Raw genomic sequence first — 20,421 nt, 5'->3', positions numbered from 1 at the left:
GCTAAAATTCTTATTTATTAATAGTGGCACTTGCCGCACTCGATACCGCCTAACACTGCGGCTGTAACTTTCTCGCCCTTCTTGATCTTATCGTGAGCAGCAAGTATGCTATCGTAGTAAGCGTTTCCTTTACCGTTAACTTCGGTACGTTTGTGGCACTGGATACACCATTTCATAGTTAATGGTGAATACTGATAAACCTCTTTCATAGTCTGAACCGGACCGTGACAGGTTTGGCATTTGATGCCGCCAACTTTTACGTGCTGAGAGTGGTTAAAGTAAGCCAGATCCGGCAGGTTGTGAACACGTATCCATTGGATAGGTTTAGCTGCAGTGCTGTCATACTTTTGAGTTTTTGGATCATAACCCAAAGCATCGTATATTTTATGTATCTCCGGCGACTCGGTTTTAACAACCTTGTGGCAGTTCATACAAACGTTTAGTGAAGGAATAGAAGCGTTCTTTGATTTATAAGCGCCTGAGTGGCAATACTGACAATCAATTTTCATGGTACCAGCGTGTAACTCATGTGAGTATTTGATAGGCTGTACCGGCTGGTAACCTGTGTGTACGTTAGTATTCCATAAGGTAACCCATCCCCAGCTGCCCATAGCAAGCGTACCGCAAAGGATAATAAAGAATACCAGCTTCTTATTTTTCAGGATCCTTTTGATCAGATCTTTTTTCTTAGCCTCGGCTACTTCTTCGGCAGTTGGCTCAGCTTCTTCATCAATTACAACACCTTTACCTTTTAATAATAGGCGCTCTAAAGTAGCTACAACCCTGTTTAATACCAATATTACAATAAATGCAATAATGATAACAGCTACCAAGCCCCAGATAACCATACTGCTTGGACCGGTTTCAGCAGCGGCAGTTTTACCATCACCGGCACCTGGCTTAGGAGCAGACTGCATGGTTTTCCATTCAGTACGCACGTAGTCTATAACGTTAGTTACATCAGCGTCAGAAAGCTCGGTAAATACCGTCATACCTGCCTGGTTAAACTTGTTATAGATAGCTAAAGCCTTAGGATTTTTGGCAGTGATCAAAGCCTGATTGTTCTGGATCCATTTAATCAGATACTTGTCGTCCGTTTCTTCAGTAAGCTGCGGACCCAACGCCGGGCCAATTAATTGCTGATCGATCTTATGACAGGCAGTACATTTGGATTTAAAGATGGCTTCGCCTTTAGCCGCGTCGGCCTGAGCATAAGCATTTGAAAAACCCCAAAAAGCAAACCCGGCAATTAGAAGAACCGACCTTGAGAATTGTTTAAAAATCAATGAGAAATTTCTCATAAAGTGTATTTATGCTAAATAATTTTATATTAATGTTTGAAACCGCTGTAAAAGATGTACGCTCCATCTCATTATTTCAGGCACAAAAGTAAAATTTATTACAGTATCGCTGACACATAAATGACAGTAACCTATAATTTATAATCGTTCTAAATAATTACAAAAAGCCATTTAAACAACGTAGGGAGGCTTTTTGGCCAACAATGCAGTTTTTTAAATGCCAAACCACATTGCCGGCTTATTTGAAATTTAAATTATTGTTTTAATATCCAGGCAAATATCAATGGTGCAACAATGGTTGCATCGCTTTCAACAATAAACTTGGGGGTATGTATATCCAGTTTGCCCCAGGTTATTTTTTCGTTTGGCACGGCGCCCGAGTAAGAGCCATACGAGGTAGTTGAATCTGATATCTGGCAGAAGTAGCTCCAGAACGGAACATCATGCATCTCCATATCCTGGTAAAGCATAGGCACTACACATATCGGGAAGTCGCCGGCAATACCACCACCTATCTGGAAAAATCCTATTCCTTTGCCCGATGAGTTTTTGGTATACCAGTCGGCAAGCCAGGCCATGTACTCAATACCGCTCTTCATGGTTGATGCTTTGATCTCGCCTTTGATTACATAGGAGGCGAAAATGTTACCCATAGTACTGTCTTCCCATCCAGGAACAACAATTGGCAGGTTTTTTTCGGCAGCGGCCAGCATCCAGGAGTTTTTAGGATCAATTTCATAGTATTGCTCCAATTCGCCGCTTAATAATATTTTGTACATGTACTCATGCGGAAAATATCGCTCACCGCTATTATCTGCATCTTTCCATATTTTGTGGATATGTTTTTGCAAACGACGGAATGCTTCTTCCTCCGGGATACAAGTATCGGTAACACGGTTATAATGGTTTTCGAGCAGATCCCACTCTTCCTGCGGACTCAAATCGCGGTAGTTTGGCACCCTTTTGTAATGTGAGTGCGCTACCAGGTTCATGATATCCTCTTCCAGGTTGGCACCGGTGCAGGAAATAATGGCGATTTTATCCTGACGGATCATTTCGGCCAGCGAAATACCCAGCTCGGCGGTACTCATGGCACCGGCAAGGGTAACCATCATTTTGCCGCCTTCGGCAAGGTGTGTTTCATATCCCTTTGCTGCATCCATTAATGCTGCCGCGTTAAAATGCAGATAGTTTTTTTCAATAAACTGCGAAATAGGTCCTCTTGTGATGCTCATAGTATATCAATAAAATTCGGCACAAAAGTAGACATTTTTATAATGTGCAGATTATTAGATGTGCATATTTCAGAGTTTGAATCTGTCGAATCAAAATAATTCGATTCAATTTATCAACAATTCAAATTATGTATTACCTTCGCCCAATTTTTAAAATCAACCTTATTACACGTTTTAATGCACTCCTTCGTAAAGTACCGCACTATACCCATTCGGTATATCAATACTACTGCTGTTTATTTTTTAACTATTATAGCTTTATCTTTTTTAACCCATGTTTCAGCAGCGCAAAATCGCAATGAAAAAAAAGATGTCTATAAATATAAAATCATCGATACCCTTAAAACCAGGTATGAGATTGGTGTATCAGGCGGCTTTAATTTAAACAGATTTACCAAAGAACAACCACAAACAGGCTTCAATACGGGCTATAATGCTGGTGTCTCTTTAAATTATCACCTATATAAACAACTAAGCCTGCAATTGGAGGCCAATTACCTGCAACAGGGAGGCCAAATGATTACCTTTAAAGATGACACCAGACTTGGTTTGCCTGAAAGCTTCTCTACTAAAAATGTAAAAAACAGTTCTTATACATTAAATAGTATTGAGGTTCCGCTTTTGGTTAATTATACCATTAATATCAAACCATCCTGGAAACCATCATTTTATATTGGCGCTAGTTACGCGTACACTTTTAATGTGACCGAAAACTATCAAAAAACAGGAAATTTACTTCCGGGAGAAGACATTATAGCCACTGTTAGTAATAAACAGACCGTCTCCAACATATTTAATAATACCCGATACAATCTTATTACGGGTACTAATGTAAAACTACCATTAACGTCAAGGTTTAAATTACTGCTTGACTTTAGATATTTAACAGGATTAACCACAGCCAGAGCAAACTATTCATATATGGAAAAAATAGGCTTTGGCAGTAACATCCGGACTAATTCTTTTGTATCAAGAATTGGTATAGTAATGCCTCTCAAGTAGAATACCCTATCTACAGGTTCGCTTAAAACTTAAATCGATAAAATAAAACCCACAATGAATTCAAAACTTACTTTACTTTTTATAGTATTTGTTACGCTTTTTGCAGGATGCTCTAAAAACAGCTTTAATGAAAGTGATGCTATTGCTGCACAAAAAGACTTACTCCAGTTACAATATCAGCATGAGCTTGATTTGGAAACACTTAAACAGAAAGGCGCTACGGCTTTGCAAGATCTGATTAACACGGCAATGCTTAATCAGCTTAAATTAAATGACAGCCTGGCTCAGCAGAAGGCTATAGCCGCAAATACCAAAGACTACAGTGTTACCGTAGTTGATGTTGTATCAAATAGCCCGATAGCTGATGCAGATGTTGCAGTATCATCAAACGGGAAAGTAATTACTACAAAAACCAATGCACAAGGTATAGCAACGTTTAGCGCAGTAAACCTTTACCCTACATCTGCTTTTCTGATATCAAAAACCGGCTATGCCGCATCACAGATATTACAGCAGAATATAACATCTGGACCTGTAAAACTTTGGAATACAACAGATCTTACAAACGAGATTACAGGAAGTCTGTATATTGAAACAGATTTAACCAACCTTACTCCAGAAAAAGTAGGCGCTAACGTTTTGGTTACGGCTTCGGCAAGTATACCTGCTAGCCCATCTGGCACTTACACGGTTTACTTTCCAACTTTTACTGATGCAACAGGTACTTACGATATAAAGCTACCTGCTGCGCCAAACGGCTATAGCCTGTCTTTCCAACAAATTACAGCCGATCAGAAACTTTACGTGAATGCTACCGAGGATGACCAGATTCGCACATTTCCGGCTAGTTTGCCAAGACAAACAACTGTAAAAACCTATTTTAATGTTAACCAGTTTAATGCACCGGTTCCTAATGTTAATATTTATTATTACTTCAAAGTAGCAGCAGATACAAGAGGTAAAGTATTATACATTCCTGGCAATAATGGATATTACCCGTATAACCAGGTACTTGTATCAGCTATCGGCAGCAAATATCAGGTAGAGCAACTTGCTGTAAATAACAATTACTATAATGGCGCCAGTGTAGATTGGAATGCATATACCTATACACCAAACACTAAAATTGATGTCCAAATGGTTGATGTAGTCGGAAATATTATAGAGTCGGCTCCAAAACTATCAGCCTCTGCCGACGCAAATGGTAAGTTAGTTGGCTTTTACTCTTCACAAGGTCAATATAGTTATGTAAATCTAAAAACAGATAATGGTGTATTAGTACCCAATGCTAAAGGAGTTATACTAAAGGCATTGCCATATGATACCTATTCAAACCTATATTCTTTAAACTTTTCCGCCAACTTAAATACAGTAAGTAATTTCACAACATCCTCTACTTTCCTGAGTTTGAATAAGGGGGATAAAAAAGTAATCAACTTTTATTACGGCACAGGCGATAGCCGGGTAAAACAAGTATTTTAACCGCAGTAATTAAATATAAAAAAGAGCCCCTAGTTTGTTAATTAGGGGCTCTTTTTTTAATATATGGATTACCATAATACATCTAAATTTATTAAAAAGTGTCTTACACGGTTAAGGTCTCCTTTCTATTTTTGCAGGAAAAGTTTCTCCAAAGCAAAAGTCCTGTTATTGCCTTTAATCAGCATTCTAAATTTAGATACTGCTGCCCTACCGATGCAGAAAGTGGATTTGGCTCAAGCTATCCGGATAAAACATGAACTATTCTTTCGCTTTTTGCTATCTTCGTACCATCTACGTTACATGAAGAAATTTCTCACTCTCATCATACTGGTGCTTGGTTGCCAGTCAGCATTCTCTCAAACACATCTCCTGCCCAAGTTTATCAGGAAAATGTATTTTGATAAAGACACCACTAAAAAAAGCAGCTTTGTTATTTTACCGGTATTAAGTTCCGCTCCCGAAACCGGGGTTGAAGCTGGCGGCGCTGGCCTATATTCTTTTTATACCGATACCGCAAGCAAGAATACCCGGGTATCCAACATTTTTGCATATGCTACCCTAACTACCAAGGGACAAAACAGGCTCAGTCTGAGCACCAGTTACTGGACCCCACAAAACAAATATCATTTTACTGGAGGCATCGGTTATATCAATTTTCCGTTTGATTTTTATGGCATTGGCAATAACACCCTCAAAGCCAATACCGACCGTATTGGCCAGAAAAGACTTAAACTAAGTTTTGCCGCAGAAAGAAAGGTAGCAGACAACTTTTATGTAGGTTTAGTTGCCGGTGGCGATCATTACAGTTTTAGCGACGGACAGCCCAACAGTATTTTTTATACGGATCCGCGCGTACAGTTCAGAAAAGGTGGTACCAGTATTTATGTAGGGCCAAGCCTTATTTTTGACAGCCGTAACAATAACACCTATACTACCCATGGTGCAATTATTACTACTTCGCTGCAATTAACCAAAGGTTTATCCGATTTTGATTATAAAGGAGGCTTTTTCAATATTGAGTATAGCCAGTTCTTCTCGCTAAGTAAAAAACTGGTATTAGGTATTGATATACAGGACCAGAGTCTGATAGGCGGTCAATCACCATTTTTTATGATGCCGACTCTGGGTAATGACGAAATTATGCGAGGCTATTACAACGGCCGTTACCGCGACCGCAATCTTACTGTTGGCCAAACTGAGCTGCGCTACCGCCTCACTGAGCGGATTGGGGTAGTAGGCTTTGTAGGAACAGGTGAGGTATTTAACAAAGATTTTAGCTTTAGCGAGCTAAAACCAAATTACGGAGGCGGTCTCCGTTACTTCTTCGATATAGAAAAGGGCCTGAGCATACGTGCAGATTATGGTATAGGCCAAAAAGTTGCCGGCGAAGCCCGCCAAAGTGGCTTTTATGTGGGCCTGGGGCAGTCGTTTTAGTTTTTGAGCAAAGATTTTTGGAGTAAAGAACAAGGACCAGATCATAAGAATTAGATACGGAGGACAGGAAAGAAAAATCCTTGTTCCTTGTTCCAAAAATCCTTACTCCAATCAATATCTAATCTTAAAATGCTCCTTCTCGGCTCTGCCTGATTTGAAAAATACCAGGCCTATCCAAAACAAATCGACTGTTACGGTAACTTGGGGATGTGCTTTGATCTGCTCCCAGGCTTCTTTCATGCCCTCGCTCCAGTAAATATCATCAAATATCAGCAAGGTGCCTTCATGCACTTTTGGCAGGCACCATTCAAAATACTTCAAAGTGGCATCTTTTTGATGGTTACCATCTACAAACACAAAGTCAAGCTGGTCGAGCTTGCGGATAACACCTGGCAGGTTGTCGTCAAAATTACCTGTGATCAGTTCAATCTCCCTAAAACCAGCCTGTGCAAATGTTTCCTGGGCAATCCCAGCTGTTTGCGGGCAACCTTCCATGGTATAAATATGGGCATTAGGCGCGCCCTCTTGCAGGTAAAGTGTGGTGACACCCAGACAGGTACCCAACTCAATGATATTGCGTGGTTTAAAACGGGCAGCCAACCGGTAAAGCAACTGGGCCAGCTTGGGTTGCTTTAAAGCATTCGCGGCAATGTCGCCTACCCGCTTTTGGCGGTTATTATTCAAATGTGAGCCGGCTCCAAGATCGGTCACAGTAATCACACGATTGTCAACAAGTAATTTTTCGCGGATATTTTCGATCTCGTGGTATGTTTTTTGGGCGGAGTGATCGTAAATAACTGAATCAACCAGCTGATAAACAAACGGAGAGTGTAAGCCGTGCCTGTTTTTTGCCCGGATGCGGTGCCACAGGTAATCCTTAACAAACCTAAAATTTAACATCGCTGTAAAAATAAATAAAGGTTTAGTATTTTAGCATTACGGCGTATGATTAATCCAACTGAAGTAAATTCCCTGATTCGCTTACTTGACGATCCTGATAGTGAGATATTTGAACATGTGCATGATAAGTTGTTGGCATATGGTACGGAAGCCATCGCTTTTCTGGAAAGCGCATTTGAACAAGCTTTTGACGCCGTACAGCAAGAGCGGATAGCCAACCTGGTTCATGAAATTCAGTTCATCACCCTAAAAAACGATCTGAAACTCTGGCACCAGAGCGGAGCGTTTGATCTATTGCAAGGCATTCTTATCATTAACCGTTATCAATACCCCGATTTGGATGAACAAAAGATCATTAACCAGATAGAAGGCATTAAACGCGATATCTGGATACAGATGATGCATGAGGCCAGCCCCAAAGAGCAGATCAAACTGATTAACCATGTATTTTATAATATATATGGGTTCAGCGGCAACACCTCCAATCACCTTGATCCGCAGAATAGTTATCTGAGCCAGGTACTGGAGAGTAAAAAAGGCAACCAGATATCGCTGGCTATCATTTATTCGATAGTGGCACAAAAACTGGATATACCCGTATATGGAGTAAACCTACCGCAGCATTTTATTTTAGCTTATCTGGACGAAAGCCAGCAAAGCGAGTTTGAAAGCGGTATACTGTTTTATATCAATGCCTTTAATAAAGGCTTCATATTTGGCCGCCGCGATGTGGATATGTTCCTGAAGCAGCTGAATTTGAAAGCAGATAAGCAATTTTATGAACCCTGCTCCAATACCGATATCATTCGCCGTGTAATCCGCAACCTGATCAGCGCCTATGAGAATCTGGGCTCGACTGAAAAAGTTGATGAAATGAATGAATTGTTGGCGATAATAGAATAACCGCTATCCCCTACCCCATTGATGCATACACCACTGGATGATATCATTACGCCGCGATTAATACTTCGCCTCATGAGCAATGAGGCCATCGAAGCCTGTTTGGCTGGTAATTTAAGAAATGCCGGACGCATGTTAGGGGCTTCTATCCCCGAAGAACTGCTTGAGCATACTAGCGGCTTTGAGCATGGCATGCGGGAATTAAACACCGATCCGGATTACTTTCCATGGTCGGCACGCGCGGTGATATTACCAGAGGAGCAGGTGATGATCGGAATGATACGCTTTCATAGTCGCCCGGATCCGGAATACCTGCATGCTTACGTGCGGGATGCCGTTGAATTGGGCTATTGGATATTTAAGGGTTACCAAAGGCTCCGTTACGCTACCGAAGCCATAACAGCCCTGATGACATGGGCGCATACAGAATTTGGTGTTAACAAATTTATTGCTTCGGTATCGCCAAAAAACAGTCCCTCACTCCAATTGGTCAACAACATGGGCTTTACCAAAGTTGGCGAGGCTATGGATGATGTAGATGGGTTGGAGTATGTTTTTTTGTATGTGGCAGAAAGTTAAGATTTACGCAGTTTTGAAAACTTCGTAAATCTGTCTGGCATAGTAACTAACTGTAATAAGCTACCTTTCCAAATCCTTATTTAAAATATTTGTTATAGTTCCCGTTCCTATAATCCTTGCCCCCTCTCTAAACTCAAACTGAAGACCTGAATATAATTTCCCGGCAAAAAAAGGTACAGCTATAATTGTAATTTCTGCAATAACCTTTTCACCCGGATATACCATGTCTCTCCCTATAAATATTTGCCGACCAGATGTTTGCATTTCTGCAAACCCAAACTTAAGTTGAGGTCTGTAGCCAGAACGAGCAGGTGTCGCTCTTCCACCTTCTTCTGTCGTGAGATATTTTAGTTCAGCAATAAAATCGGCAGAACAACTCATAGACTTTAGGTGATTCTACCTCTATTTCAAAAACCCATTCTCATCCAACCAGTTCGTGGCCCAATCAAACCATTTACCTTTGTTTTTCGAATTGTTTAAGCCAAAACCGTGACCACCTTCCTGAAACAGGTGCATTTCGGCCTTTACGCCATTTTTTAGCAGGGCATCATAAAATAGCAGGCTATTTTGTACGGGTACCGTTTTATCATCCTCAGCATGTACCAAAAACGTTGGTGGAGTATTGGCAGTAATTTGTTTCTCGTTGGAATAAAGGTCAACCTGTGCCGCGGATGGTGTTTTACCGATCAGGTTTTCGCGCGAGCCTACATGGGCCTGCTCTCCAAAAGTGATCACCGGGTAAATCAGCATCATAAAATCCGGGCGAACGCTGATACCGTTATTTTCAATGACCGGTTTATCAAAATGAGTGCCGGCTGTGGAAGCCAGGTGACCACCCGCCGAAAAACCAATGATACCTATCCGGTTTGGATCGATGCCCCATTCAGCAGCCCGCTTACGTACCGTCATAATAGCAGTTTGCGCATCCTGTAACGGACCTATGGATTTATTCTGCATAATCTCATCGCTGGGCAAGCGGTATTTTAAAACAAAGGCGGTGACACCAATTTTATTAAACTCCTCAGCAATAGCCTTACCTTCATGTGCCGAAGCCAAACCAGAATAACCACCACCAGGAATGACGATGATGGCTGCTCCATTAGCCTTATCTTTCGGTAAAAAATAAGGAGTAAGCGTTGGCTGACTAACGTGATCTATCCAAAATCGCTGGTCAGTTTTTTCAATATAGGCAGCAGGTGTAGGTTTTGAATTGGGTACGCCTTTGGTATATAACAGAATTGGGTACTCCTGGCTATACGCCGCTGCTGTTGTTATCATCAAAATAAAGGCTGATAAAAAAATTTTCATAAAAAGGCTTGTAAATGGGTTAGCAAGTTACAATTTCTGTTTAAAACAAAAAACGGCGCTACATGATGCAGCGCCGTTTTTTATAGCTGATTAAACTGGTTAGCTTTTAGGCCCGCCAAATTCCATCAGGTAAGCTTTTAAAAACTCGTTCAGTTCACCGTCTAATACTGCCGCAGCGTTAGAGGTTTCATGATCGGTACGCAGGTCTTTCACCAGTTTGTATGGGTGCAGCACATAGTTGCGGATTTGTGAACCCCACTCAATTTTCTTTTTATTGCCTTCAATAGCATTGGTGATCTCCATACGTTTGCGCATCTCAATTTCATACAATTGCGATTTGAGCAAGCGGATGGCATTATCCTTATTTTGTAATTGCGAGCGCGACTCCTGGTTTTTGATTATAATGCCCGATGGCTTATGGTATAAACGTACGGCGGTTTCCACCTTGTTCACGTTCTGTCCACCAGCGCCACCAGAGCGGAAGGTTTCAAACTCGATATCGGCCGGGTTAATATCGATCTCAATAGTATCATCCACCAATGGATAAACATATACTGATGCAAACGACGTATGGCGCTTGGCATTCGCATCAAAAGGCGATACCCGCACCAAACGATGCACACCATTTTCACCCTTTAAATAACCATAGGCAAAATCGCCTTCCAATTGCAGGGTAACGGTTTTAACACCGGCCACATCTCCCGGCTGGTAATCCTGCTCGGTAACTTTATAGCCGTTTTTTTCGCCCCACATAATGTACATCCGCATGAGCATGCCTGCCCAATCGCAGCTTTCGGTACCACCGGCGCCTGCTGTAATTTGTAATACGGCATTAAACTGATCTTCTTCGGCCGAAAGCATGTTTTTGAACTCCAGCTCTTCTACAACTTTAATGGCGGTATTATACTGCTCCTGCATTTCTGCTTCGGTAGCATCACCACCCTGGTAAAATTCAAAAAGCACGCCGGTATCATCAATTACAGCTGATACTTTCTGAAACTCATCCGTCCATACTTTTTTGGTTTTGATGGACGCCAGTACTTTTTCGGCTTCTTTTGGGTGATCCCAAAAATGGGGACCAACAGTTATTTCCTGTTCTATTTTTAATTGGTCAAGCTTCTTGTCGATGTCAAAGATGCCTCCTCAGGGAAACTAATCTATCCCTTAAATCCTGAATCTGTTCTTTAGTCATGCGGCAAATATAGATAATTTGCTCATCGGCATAAATAAAAAAAGCAGACTCACCCCGACATCGCTGCGCCCGTTACCCCTACACTGCGCAAGGAGGTAAAAAAGATTTGTCATGCTGAACGGAGTGAAGCATCTATTATTGAACTTTTCAATTGTAGAATAGATCCTTCGTTCCTCAGGATGACAAAAAACAAGATAAAATGCCCTCTTTGCGGCAAAGCCGGAGAGAGGGTGGTTCAGCGAAGCATAGACGGGGTGAGTCGATTATGCGAATGCCATAGCTTTAAAAACCCTTCTAATCTTAGACTATTACGCTCTACAGGAGCATCATTTTGTCAAAAAGTGGGTTTACATGGTTTACACTTTTCAAGGCTTGAATTCATATAAATAACTCATAATCAATATAATAAATAAATTTACCGCCAAAAAGTGTAAACCATAATTTTGTCCATGTTACCATTGCATAACTTACAGCAGGCATCGGTTAAAGTAAATTCCCAGGCGTTTGCCCCCAACAAAAAAGGCCCGCGAAATCGCGGGCCTTATCAGGGGTTATATTTTTTATTAAGCTACCATCAGTTTATTAACCAATAGGCTCAGGTCGGCTTTGTTACCGTTTAATTTGGTCAACATGTTGGTTAAACCAAATTCTTTGATCTGTTCGCTTTTTGAGGCTTTTACCAATTCCTGCATTACCTGTGGTATCAGCGCGTTGGCTGTTGCCAGTGATTGTACCGGATCGATATGATAAAAAGTATTTAAACGGTTGGCAAAGCGGTTTACAATGCTTGATACTAATGAATGATTGTAAATACCCGACGACTGAAAATACTTGATAAGCTCTTTCAACTTACCATTTTCCATCTGGCCTTTTAAAACCTCAATGATGGAACTTGATGCTTCAATCATCACTGCTTCGCGGTGCTTTGCAGGTATTACTGGGTTGTTAACAACAGCCGTCCCGGCGTTATTTTTTACAAGCAAAAAAAGTTTTTCAAACATGACCTTTTTTATTTTTACTTTTAAATTTACAAATTGATGATAAATCAACCATTTGATTATCAACAAGACAAATATATCAAATAACTATTTGAAATATCCAAACAATTGTCAAATATTTTTAAAATTTTCGTAATTTTTAGGTGTAAAACAAACACTATGTAAACAGTGTTAAAACAACACTAAGAATTGTTAGTTTTATATTTAATATCCACCTAACAATTAACTTGTTACTTTTGTTAAAAAACACTTCAATTATGCTGCCAAACATCGATTTTACCACCACCCAGAGTTATAAATATTTAACAGACCATTACATCGACATCGTATCGAAAAGTCTGAAAGAGCTGTTTGATACTGATAAAGAGCGATTTAAGAAATTCCACATCCAGTTTGAAGACATTTTGTTTGATTATTCCAAAAACCGCATTGATGAGCAAACTATCGCTTTATTGATACAGTTAGCCAAGGAATGTTCACTAAATAAGGCAATTGAGGCCATGTTTTCTGGCGAAAGGATCAACGTTACCGAAGACCGCCCGGTACTGCACATCGCCCTGCGTAACCGCAGCAACAAACCTATTTATGTTGATGGCAAAGATGTGATGCCCGATGTAAATAAAGTGTTGGACCATATGAAAGATTTCAGCCACGCCATTATATCAGGCGACTGGAAAGGTTATACCGGCAAACCGATCACCGATGTGGTGAACATTGGTATAGGCGGATCTGACCTGGGTCCGGTAATGGTTACCGAAGCATTAAAAGCTTACAAAAACCACCTGACCCTGCACTTTGTGTCTAACGTTGATGGCACACACATCGCCGAGACATTAAAAGTGGTTGACCCGGAGACTACTTTATTCCTTATAGCATCTAAAACATTCACCACGCAGGAAACTATGGCGAATGCCCATAGCGCACGCGACTGGTTCCTGGCTGCCGGAGCTAAAGAGGCTGATGTAGCCAAACATTTCGCCGCCCTGTCAACCAATGCTGCCGCTGTTAGTAAATTCGGCATCGACACCAAAAACATGTTTGAGTTTTGGGATTGGGTTGGTGGTCGCTACTCTTTATGGAGCGCTATTGGTCTTTCTATCTCTTTAAGCATTGGTTTTGATAATTTTGTAAAACTGCTGGAAGGCGCCCATGCTACCGACGAACATTTCCGTACTACCGAGTTTGAACAAAACATCCCAGTGATACAGGCTTTAGTAGGTATCTGGTACAATAACTTCTTTGAATCTGAAACCAACGTGATATTGCCATATGATCAGTACATGCACCGTTTCGCCGCCTATTTTCAACAGGGCGATATGGAAAGCAATGGTAAACATGTGGATCGTAACGGTAAAGAGGTTGATTACTCAACCGGCCCTATCATCTGGGGCGAGCCAGGCACCAACGGCCAGCACGCTTTTTACCAGCTGATACACCAGGGCACCAAACTGATTCCTGCCGACTTTATAGCGCCCGCACAATCACACAATCCGCTTGGCGAGCATCATAACATGTTACTATCAAACTTCTTTGCGCAAACCGAAGCTTTAATGAATGGCAAGACAGAGGAAGTAGTAATTGACGAGTTAAAAGCAGCCGGTAAAACAGAAGCAGAAATAGCGGAAATAGCGCCTTTCAAAGTGTTTGAAGGTAACCGCCCAACCAACTCGTTCCTGCTTAAAAAAATCACTCCGCATAGCCTGGGTTCGTTAATTGCAATGTATGAGCACAAAATATTTGTACAGGGCATTATCTGGAACATCTACAGCTTTGACCAATGGGGTGTTGAACTGGGCAAACAACTGGCCGGCAAGATCCTTCCAGAGTTAAAAGATAACAGCGAAATCAGCAGCCATGATTCATCAACCAACGGTTTGATCAATCAGTATAAAGCCTGGAGGTAAGCCCCCCGGCCCCCTGAAGGGGGAGCTTTTGATTAGCATATTCATTTTAAAATAAAAGGGCCCACAATTGTGGGCCCTTTTGGTATTTTTACATCTATTGATTATATGAGGCTAAAGCCAAACTTGTATTCTTGATATCCGTTGGCTGAAGCCAACGGCAATGAATTTGATTTGCACTTGTTTAAAAGCTTATTAATTTAGGATGGTGTTGGCTTTTTGTTATAACTCTACGGCTGAAGCCAACGGCAATGAATTTGATTTACACTTATTCAAAAGCTTATTAATTTAGGGTAGCGCAGACTTCTTGTTATAATTCTATGACTGAGGCCCACAGCAATGAATTTGATTTGCATTTGTTTAAAAGCTTATTAATTTAGGGGAACACGGGCTTTTCATTATAATTTCATAGCCGAAGCCAATGACTATAAATTTGATTCGAAATTTATTTTCCGATCCAATAAATCTGCATAAATTAAAAATCATTAATTTACATAAGGAAATTCATTGCCGTCCCATTTATGGGACGGACTATTCAAACACAAAAGTGGCTTTAGCCGAACTTATATCATGTCATTCGTAAAAATCTGGATTCACTTAGTTTTTGCCACAAAAAATCGTGAACCATGGCTTAAAAAAGAATTCAGATATGATCTATTTAAACACATTGCCGAAAACTGTTTAGAGAAAGAAATTTTTCTACAAGCAATTAATGGCTATGCAGACCATTTACATTGCCTTATCTCTTTAGGAAAAGATCAAAATATTGCAAAGATAAGTCAGCTGATAAAAGGCGAATCATCATTTTGGATCAACAAAAACAATCTTGTCTCTGAAAAATTTAGCTGGCAGGACGATTATTTTGCCGTTTCAGTAAGTGAATCACAAGTAGACATTGTTATTAACTATATAAAGAATCAAGAAAATCATCATTTAAAAAAATCATTTCAAGAAGAGGTTGATGAATTTATGATTAAATATGGATGGCAAGCAAATAAATAACCAAAAGAGCCTGCAATTGCAGGCTCTTTTCTTTTTAAAATATGCTAATCAAAAGCTTTTCTTTTAGAGGGCTATTGTTTCACAACCTTTATCTGGTATAAATGAGGCCATTTTTTGCCGGTTACAAACAGGCGTTGAGTAGTGGCATCATAAGCTATACCGTTGAGTACGTTGTTACCCCAATCCCTGTCCTGCGGACGGCTGGCCATGGGGTAAAGATTTTTCATGTCTATTTTTTGCAGTACTGCGCCTGTTTTTGGATCAATCACCAATATATCATCCGTTTGATATACGTTTGCATATAGCTTACCATTAATATATTCCAATTCGTTAACAGAATCTACCTTGGCTTTATCATCATAAACATCAATGTAGCCTTTTTGCTGATAGGTATCTTTATCCAGGAACCAGATGCGGTTGGTACTATCGTCCATATATAATTTTTTGCCGTCGAAACACATACCCCAGCCTTCTACACCCACATTATTGGTAAATGTGCTTAACAGTTTCAGTGAATTTTTATCATACACAAAACCAACCTTTTCCCTATAGGTAAGCTGGATAACCTTATCGCCCACTACAGATAATCCTTCTCCAAAATATTGCGCTCCGAGTTTGGTCTCCTTTAATATTTTTCCGGTTTCCAGATCAACTTTCCTGATAGTAGAATGGCCTGGTTCGCCGGTACTTTCGTACAGAACGCCATCAGCATATTGCAAACCCTCGGTGTAGGCACTAGTATCATGCGGAAACACTTTCTCAACTTTATAGGTCAGCAATTCAGGCGCTTTAGCTGCCAGTAAAATAATATTGGTAGTTACTTCCTGATCTTTACCACCGGCATACACTTTAGCTGTTATAACTTTAATACCCAGCGGGATAGTATCTGTTTTGATACTGATTCCGGCCGAATCTTTAGCAACGCCTAATCTTAAGGCATCCAGCATATATACGATGGAATCTGGTTTACTATCGGCAGGTAAGCTCACTTTGATCTTTACGTCGTCACCAGCTTTGTAGGATGTACCGGCTTCCGGGCTGATGGTATAATCAGTGGCATTATCTTTGGATTTATTATTGCAGCTACAGCCAAAGGCCAATAAGGCACAGGCGGTAAAAAGTATTTTTATTTTATTATTCATAAGCAAATTAAGTGGCCGAAGGCCAAAACGCATCTTCAATATGGTTTAGTATATAATTTTTATCCCTGTCAAACAAAATAGCGATGATATCAAACCGCACTTCACCCTGGTGGTTCATGAGGTAAATATATTCATCTGCCGCATCAGCCAGTAACTTTTGTTTACGGGCATCCACAAAATCCTCGGGTTCACCAAAACCGTTGCCGGTACGGGTTTTTACTTCGGTAAATATAATAACCTTGTCTTTATATGCAATCAGATCTATCTCGGCTTTTCCATGGGTCCAGTTCTCATCGAGTATTTCGTAGCCGGCATTTTCCAGATGGGTTTTGGCTAAAGCTTCGCCGGCGCGGCCAAGGTCGAGGTGTTTGGCCATTTATTTAGAGTTAAGAGTCAAGAACCAAGAATTAAGACAGTAATAAAACAAGGCAATAACAAGGGCGCAACTAAGTGGATTTGCTTTACGCTCTTCTTGATTCCTGATTCTAATATCTTGACTCCTGTTTTGCATTATTTGATAATTACCGAGCCTAAAAAATCGGAGATCATTTTTTCGACCTTTTTCATGCGGATATACTGGTTCAGCAATATTTCCTGGTCGGCCTCGGTTTCGGCCTTTTGCAGTTCATTGCGCAGGGCCTCGAGCATTTTACCCACTTTGTGCTTCTTGAGATGAAAAATGGCACCCAAAATGGCAGCTTTCATGTTATCCTGCTCATCGTGTATCATGATCCTGTGCATCTCGTACCAATTTTCGCTCAGCGTATACTTGGAAGCCAGCATGTTAACCGTGAGGTCAACAATACCTTTATCCTGGTGATGAATAAAATAGGCATCATCGGGCAGTACGCCATTCTCCACTTCCTGCCGGTACAGATCTGTAAACATTTTACAAACCGGATGTTCAAAGGTAACGTCGCCCAGTTCGGCTATCATAAAGGGACCGATATAAGTATTGGCGATGCCATCCCAGTCAATCATTCTGTTGCCATACAGGAGCAATAGCCTGATGATTTCCTTTTCCTGCGCGCTCTCATCTTTGGCTTCCTGAATTTCAGGCTCGTCAAAAAAGTTAGGTTCGTCCGGAGGTTGCTGCGGAGAGTACCGGGTATTTTGTTGCTGCTGACCATCCTTTTTGGCTTTGGCCTGCCGCATTTTATTCAGTTCGGACAGTAGCGAGCGTTCATCTATCTGTAAAAGATAGCTGCATTCCTTGATAAAAACCGAGGCCTTGATGGAGTCGGGTATCTTGGCGATGCTTTCTACAATTTCGCGGATGATCTCGGCTTTTTTTATAGGATCGTTACCGGCATCTTTTAAAAGCAGGTTGGCTTTATACAGGATAAAGTCCTTTTTATTTTCCTCAATATGCTTTTTGAAGGCATTGGTACCTACCAGGCGTACATAGGAGTCGGGGTCATGCCCGTCGGGAAACGAAACCACTTTCACGTTAAGCCCTGCTTCCAATATCATATCCAGCCCGCGCAGGGATGCTTTGATACCGGCTGCATCGCCGTCATACAAAATGGTGATGTTCTGCGTAAAACGGCTTATCAGCCTGATCTGCTCGGTAGTTAGTGAGGTACCAGACGATGCCACCACGTTTTCGATACCGGCCTGGTGAACAGACAGTACGTCGGCATAACCTTCAACCAGGTAACAGTTATCTTCATCGCGGATAGCTTTTTTGGCAAAGTATAACCCGTAAAGTACGTTTGATTTATGGTAGATCTCACTCTCGGGCGAGTTCACATACTTGGGTACATTCTTATCTTTCTTCAGTGTACGCCCACCAAAGGCTATTACACGACCGGTAAAGCTATGTATCGGAAACATTACCCGGCCACGGTACCTGTCGTACAGCGTACCGTTATCTCGCTTAACCGACAGTCCGCTTTCTTCCAAAAACTGCTGCTGATAGCCTTGATTGATAGCCGTTCCCGTAAAAGCTTCCCATTGATCGGGCGAATAACCGAGTTCGAATTTTTTAATGGTTTCGGTACTGAAGCCCCGCTCCTTAAAATAACTCAGACCAATATTTTTACCCTCTTCGGTATCCAGTAAACTTTCATGAAAAAATTTGGCGGCAAAGGCCGTTACGATCATGAGGCTTTCGCGGCGCTGGTCTTCCTCTTTGTTTTCGGGATGATCAATGGTTTCTTCAACCTCGATGCCGTACTTTTTGGCCAGCCATTTTAAAGCTTCGGGATAGCTGAATTTCTCCAGCTCCATTAAAAAAGTAACCGCCGAACCACCTTTACCCGTCGAGAAATCTTTGAAAATACCTTTTGCGGGCGATACCGTGAACGATGGGGTACGCTCATTAGCAAAAGGCGATAGGCCCACATAGTTGGCACCACGTTTTTTTAATTGTACAAACTCCCCTATCACCTCCACAATGTCGGTGGCTTCCATAATACGGTCGATAGTGGATTTTATGATCATGAGCTAAAATGCAAAGGTAGGTCATCGAGGTTTTAGTATCAAGTAGCTAGTATCAAGTATCAAGATTTTAAAAATTTATTTTCAATTGTAAAGCTGTCTTGATACTTGATACTAGCTACTTGATACTAACCAAACGCGGCTTTAAAAAAGTAACGGCTATGCCTACAAGCACAATTACACTGCCTATTATTTCTTTCAGCTGCAAACTTTCATGCAGTAAAATCACGGCTATAATCCCTGCAATTACCGTTTGCCCCAAAAGCGCTATGGCTACTTTTGTACTTTCCAAAAATCGCAGCGAATAGTTTATCGTTATCCAGCCGGTTAACTGGCAAAGCAGGCTCATTCCCAAAAAACAAAGCCAGCTATTTAAGGGGAAATTAACCAGGTTATTGCCCTGCCAGCAACTGATGATCAGCAGAAAAATACTCGCCGCCAGCATATTATAAAACATAAACGACAGCGTGCCTATCCGCTGTAAAATATTATTGGTTATTACAATATAAACGGAATAAAACATACTGGCCAGTAGCGCCAGCACGATACCAATATTAAACTGCAGATTCAATATATTTTGATAACCCACTAAAATGACCATCCCTACTATGGCTATACCTGTACCCGCCCAAAACAGCATTCCCGATTTTTTGCGAAGGATAAAAAAACTGATGAGCCCCACCCAAACGGGGGCCAGGTTAGCCAGCAAGGTTGATACAGTGGCGCTAATATGCCCCAATGAAATATTCCACACAGCAATGTCTGAAGCAAAGATAAGTCCGCCAAGAAAAGCAGTTAACAGATCTTTAGTTTCAATTTTAAGGTTTACCTTCCAGAAACACCAGGGAGCCAATACCAGCCAGGCCAAAAACACCCGGTAAAAAGCTGCTGTAATGGGCGGAGCCCCGCAAAGCTTTACAAATATGGGCGAAAAGGCTATACATAAAATACCGATAGCAAGACTTACTTTGGGATTCATAGGGGTAATGGATGAGGGACAAATTTAAAGAAATAGGCTGCAATAAAATATTAAAGTTGGTGCTGTAGCAAAAGCATTTAATTAGTCGTAATATTAAAAAAACCAAACCTGCATTATGAAAACACCTGCATTTATACTATTGTTATTCTTAGCCTTAGCAACTACATCGTGCCAAAAACACCGCAATTGCTGCGTATTGCCTGTTGTAACCAACCAGATATCGGCAACAAAGGATGGGACCAGCTGGCGTGCACCCTCACAAATAGATGTTATAAAACCCGGTGTTACCGATACGCTTATTTTACGTGGGCACATTGGTGAAGAAAATATAGCGTTTACCCTGAAACGAAACAGCGCAGACAACTACACCCTGGTTGATGCAACTTACTTTACCACAGTTGGTCAGGACGCGGTTGTTAGCACTTTTGTTTTGGATAAATCAAAGGATAATACTTTCACCGTAACAACATCAGCCGATGAAAAAAATTTCCAGGGTAGCTTTTCATTGTATTTTAAACAAACTTATGGCAATACGTTATCCCCCGCTTACCCGGCTGCCCTCAGTTTTAAAGATGGTATTTATAAGGCTACCCAGTCATCAAAATAGCATTCAAGTGCACTATC

19 protein-coding genes are annotated in these 20,421 nt (G+C 41.1%); 8 read left to right on the top strand and 11 right to left on the bottom strand.

The window, feature by feature from the left end:
• Nucleotides 1-17: 17 nt before the first annotated feature.
• Entirely contained in the window at nucleotides 18-1,301 is a 1,284-nt protein-coding gene (locus G7092_RS18150; protein ID WP_166091274.1) for a c-type cytochrome, read from the bottom strand.
• A gap of 254 nt (nucleotides 1,302-1,555) precedes the next feature.
• Nucleotides 1,556-2,536 (bottom strand): deoxyhypusine synthase family protein, encoded by a 981-nt coding sequence (locus G7092_RS18145; RefSeq protein ID WP_166091273.1) that lies wholly within the window; start codon nucleotides 2,534-2,536, stop codon nucleotides 1,556-1,558.
• A 177-nt stretch (nucleotides 2,537-2,713) separates the two neighbouring features.
• Here G7092_RS18145 and G7092_RS18140 point away from each other — a divergent pair, with 177 nt between their 5' ends.
• The 3 genes from G7092_RS18140 to G7092_RS18130 all read left to right on the top strand — a co-directional run bounded on the left by G7092_RS18140 (nucleotide 2,714) and on the right by G7092_RS18130 (nucleotide 6,454).
• On the top strand, nucleotides 2,714-3,538 hold the full coding sequence (locus G7092_RS18140) for a porin family protein (RefSeq protein WP_166091272.1): 825 nt from the start codon (nucleotides 2,714-2,716) through the stop codon (nucleotides 3,536-3,538).
• 54 nt (nucleotides 3,539-3,592) lie between these two features.
• Entirely contained in the window at nucleotides 3,593-5,020 is a 1,428-nt protein-coding gene (locus tag G7092_RS18135) for a hypothetical protein (protein ID WP_166091270.1), read from the top strand.
• Nucleotides 5,021-5,320: 300 nt separating this feature from the next.
• Entirely contained in the window at nucleotides 5,321-6,454 is a 1,134-nt protein-coding gene (locus G7092_RS18130; RefSeq protein WP_166091269.1) for a BamA/TamA family outer membrane protein, read from the top strand.
• 111 nt (nucleotides 6,455-6,565) lie between these two features.
• Here G7092_RS18130 and G7092_RS18125 read toward each other — a convergent pair whose 3' ends face one another.
• A complete protein-coding gene (locus G7092_RS18125; RefSeq protein ID WP_166091268.1) occupies nucleotides 6,566-7,354 on the bottom strand; it encodes an O-methyltransferase in 789 nt (262 codons plus the stop codon).
• A 45-nt stretch (nucleotides 7,355-7,399) separates the two neighbouring features.
• Between G7092_RS18125 and G7092_RS18120 the strand changes: the two genes are divergently transcribed.
• Nucleotides 7,400-8,257, top strand: coding sequence for a transglutaminase-like domain-containing protein (locus G7092_RS18120; RefSeq protein ID WP_202985350.1), 858 nt, complete (start codon nucleotides 7,400-7,402; stop codon nucleotides 8,255-8,257).
• A gap of 21 nt (nucleotides 8,258-8,278) precedes the next feature.
• Entirely contained in the window at nucleotides 8,279-8,833 is a 555-nt protein-coding gene (locus tag G7092_RS18115) for a GNAT family N-acetyltransferase (RefSeq protein ID WP_235953907.1), read from the top strand.
• A 60-nt stretch (nucleotides 8,834-8,893) separates the two neighbouring features.
• On the opposite strand, the gene G7092_RS18110 is transcribed toward G7092_RS18115, so the two are convergent.
• The 4 genes from G7092_RS18110 to G7092_RS18095 form a co-directional block, all read right to left on the bottom strand.
• Nucleotides 8,894-9,214, bottom strand: a complete 321-nt coding sequence (locus G7092_RS18110) for an EF-Tu C-terminal domain-related protein (protein ID WP_166091265.1) — start codon at nucleotides 9,212-9,214, stop codon at nucleotides 8,894-8,896.
• Between the two features lie 21 nt (nucleotides 9,215-9,235).
• Nucleotides 9,236-10,141 (bottom strand): alpha/beta hydrolase, encoded by a 906-nt coding sequence (locus G7092_RS18105; RefSeq protein ID WP_166091263.1) that lies wholly within the window; start codon nucleotides 10,139-10,141, stop codon nucleotides 9,236-9,238.
• A 99-nt stretch (nucleotides 10,142-10,240) separates the two neighbouring features.
• Nucleotides 10,241-11,333 (bottom strand): peptide chain release factor 2 gene (gene prfB / locus G7092_RS18100; RefSeq protein WP_166091262.1). Its coding sequence is split into 2 segments (ribosomal slippage): nucleotides 10,241-11,272 and nucleotides 11,274-11,333, totalling 1,092 coding nucleotides; the frame shifts between segments, so codons are not numbered across the junction.
• 563 nt (nucleotides 11,334-11,896) lie between these two features.
• On the bottom strand, nucleotides 11,897-12,334 hold the full coding sequence (locus G7092_RS18095; RefSeq protein WP_166091260.1) for a hypothetical protein: 438 nt from the start codon (nucleotides 12,332-12,334) through the stop codon (nucleotides 11,897-11,899).
• Nucleotides 12,335-12,588: 254 nt separating this feature from the next.
• Between G7092_RS18095 and pgi the strand changes: the two genes are divergently transcribed.
• Together pgi and tnpA are read left to right on the top strand one after the other, a co-directional pair.
• Nucleotides 12,589-14,235 (top strand): glucose-6-phosphate isomerase, encoded by a 1,647-nt coding sequence (gene pgi, locus G7092_RS18090; RefSeq protein ID WP_166091258.1) that lies wholly within the window; start codon nucleotides 12,589-12,591, stop codon nucleotides 14,233-14,235.
• A gap of 567 nt (nucleotides 14,236-14,802) precedes the next feature.
• A complete protein-coding gene (gene tnpA / locus G7092_RS18085) occupies nucleotides 14,803-15,234 on the top strand; it encodes an IS200/IS605 family transposase (protein ID WP_166091257.1) in 432 nt (143 codons plus the stop codon).
• A gap of 71 nt (nucleotides 15,235-15,305) precedes the next feature.
• Here the strand turns inward: tnpA and G7092_RS18080 are convergent, their stop codons facing one another.
• The 4 genes from G7092_RS18080 to G7092_RS18065 all read right to left on the bottom strand — a co-directional run bounded on the left by G7092_RS18080 (nucleotide 15,306) and on the right by G7092_RS18065 (nucleotide 19,797).
• Nucleotides 15,306-16,376: a glutaminyl-peptide cyclotransferase gene (locus G7092_RS18080; protein ID WP_166091256.1), complete on the bottom strand. Its 1,071-nt coding sequence runs from the start codon at nucleotides 16,374-16,376 to the stop codon at nucleotides 15,306-15,308.
• A gap of 7 nt (nucleotides 16,377-16,383) precedes the next feature.
• Nucleotides 16,384-16,752, bottom strand: coding sequence for a YraN family protein (locus G7092_RS18075; RefSeq protein WP_166091255.1), 369 nt, complete (start codon nucleotides 16,750-16,752; stop codon nucleotides 16,384-16,386).
• Between the two features lie 134 nt (nucleotides 16,753-16,886).
• Entirely contained in the window at nucleotides 16,887-18,821 is a 1,935-nt protein-coding gene (gene dnaG / locus G7092_RS18070) for a DNA primase (RefSeq protein ID WP_166091253.1), read from the bottom strand.
• A gap of 115 nt (nucleotides 18,822-18,936) precedes the next feature.
• The gene (locus G7092_RS18065; protein ID WP_166091252.1) at nucleotides 18,937-19,797 is read right to left on the bottom strand and encodes a DMT family transporter; all 861 of its coding nucleotides are present in this window, start codon (nucleotides 19,795-19,797) and stop codon (nucleotides 18,937-18,939) included.
• 115 nt (nucleotides 19,798-19,912) lie between these two features.
• Between G7092_RS18065 and G7092_RS18060 the strand changes: the two genes are divergently transcribed.
• Nucleotides 19,913-20,404, top strand: a complete 492-nt coding sequence (locus tag G7092_RS18060; RefSeq protein WP_166091251.1) for a hypothetical protein — start codon at nucleotides 19,913-19,915, stop codon at nucleotides 20,402-20,404.
• Nucleotides 20,405-20,421 lie beyond the last annotated feature (17 nt).

Origin of the sequence: Mucilaginibacter inviolabilis (assembly GCF_011089895.1) — a bacterium.
GTDB classification, from domain to species: domain Bacteria; phylum Bacteroidota; class Bacteroidia; order Sphingobacteriales; family Sphingobacteriaceae; genus Mucilaginibacter; species Mucilaginibacter inviolabilis.
Note: the sequence above shows the minus strand (reverse complement) of the source record. Positions and strands in the feature narration are given on the sequence as shown.

Excerpts from the sequence above, each read along its gene's own strand:
- G7092_RS18130 (WP_166091269.1), top strand. The coding sequence starts at position 5,321 with ATGAAGAAATTTCTCACTCTCATCATACTGGTGCTTGGTTGCCAGTCA.
- G7092_RS18135 (WP_166091270.1), top strand. The coding sequence starts at position 3,593 with ATGAATTCAAAACTTACTTTACTTTTTATAGTATTTGTTACGCTTTTT.
- G7092_RS18060 (WP_166091251.1), top strand. The coding sequence starts at position 19,913 with ATGAAAACACCTGCATTTATACTATTGTTATTCTTAGCCTTAGCAACT.
- G7092_RS18125 (WP_166091268.1), bottom strand. The coding sequence starts at position 7,354 with ATGTTAAATTTTAGGTTTGTTAAGGATTACCTGTGGCACCGCATCCGG.
- G7092_RS18095 (WP_166091260.1), bottom strand. The coding sequence starts at position 12,334 with ATGTTTGAAAAACTTTTTTTGCTTGTAAAAAATAACGCCGGGACGGCT.
- G7092_RS18105 (WP_166091263.1), bottom strand. The coding sequence starts at position 10,141 with ATGAAAATTTTTTTATCAGCCTTTATTTTGATGATAACAACAGCAGCG.
- G7092_RS18110 (WP_166091265.1), bottom strand. The coding sequence starts at position 9,214 with ATGAGTTGTTCTGCCGATTTTATTGCTGAACTAAAATATCTCACGACA.
- G7092_RS18065 (WP_166091252.1), bottom strand. The coding sequence starts at position 19,797 with ATGAATCCCAAAGTAAGTCTTGCTATCGGTATTTTATGTATAGCCTTT.
- G7092_RS18150 (WP_166091274.1), bottom strand. The coding sequence starts at position 1,301 with ATGAGAAATTTCTCATTGATTTTTAAACAATTCTCAAGGTCGGTTCTT.
- G7092_RS18075 (WP_166091255.1), bottom strand. The coding sequence starts at position 16,752 with ATGGCCAAACACCTCGACCTTGGCCGCGCCGGCGAAGCTTTAGCCAAA.
- G7092_RS18145 (WP_166091273.1), bottom strand. The coding sequence starts at position 2,536 with ATGAGCATCACAAGAGGACCTATTTCGCAGTTTATTGAAAAAAACTAT.
- dnaG (WP_166091253.1), bottom strand. The coding sequence starts at position 18,821 with ATGATCATAAAATCCACTATCGACCGTATTATGGAAGCCACCGACATT.
- G7092_RS18115 (WP_235953907.1), top strand. The coding sequence starts at position 8,279 with ATGCATACACCACTGGATGATATCATTACGCCGCGATTAATACTTCGC.
- G7092_RS18080 (WP_166091256.1), bottom strand. The coding sequence starts at position 16,376 with ATGAATAATAAAATAAAAATACTTTTTACCGCCTGTGCCTTATTGGCC.
- G7092_RS18140 (WP_166091272.1), top strand. The coding sequence starts at position 2,714 with ATGCACTCCTTCGTAAAGTACCGCACTATACCCATTCGGTATATCAAT.
- G7092_RS18120 (WP_202985350.1), top strand. The coding sequence starts at position 7,400 with ATGATTAATCCAACTGAAGTAAATTCCCTGATTCGCTTACTTGACGAT.
- pgi (WP_166091258.1), top strand. The coding sequence starts at position 12,589 with ATGCTGCCAAACATCGATTTTACCACCACCCAGAGTTATAAATATTTA.
- tnpA (WP_166091257.1), top strand. The coding sequence starts at position 14,803 with ATGTCATTCGTAAAAATCTGGATTCACTTAGTTTTTGCCACAAAAAAT.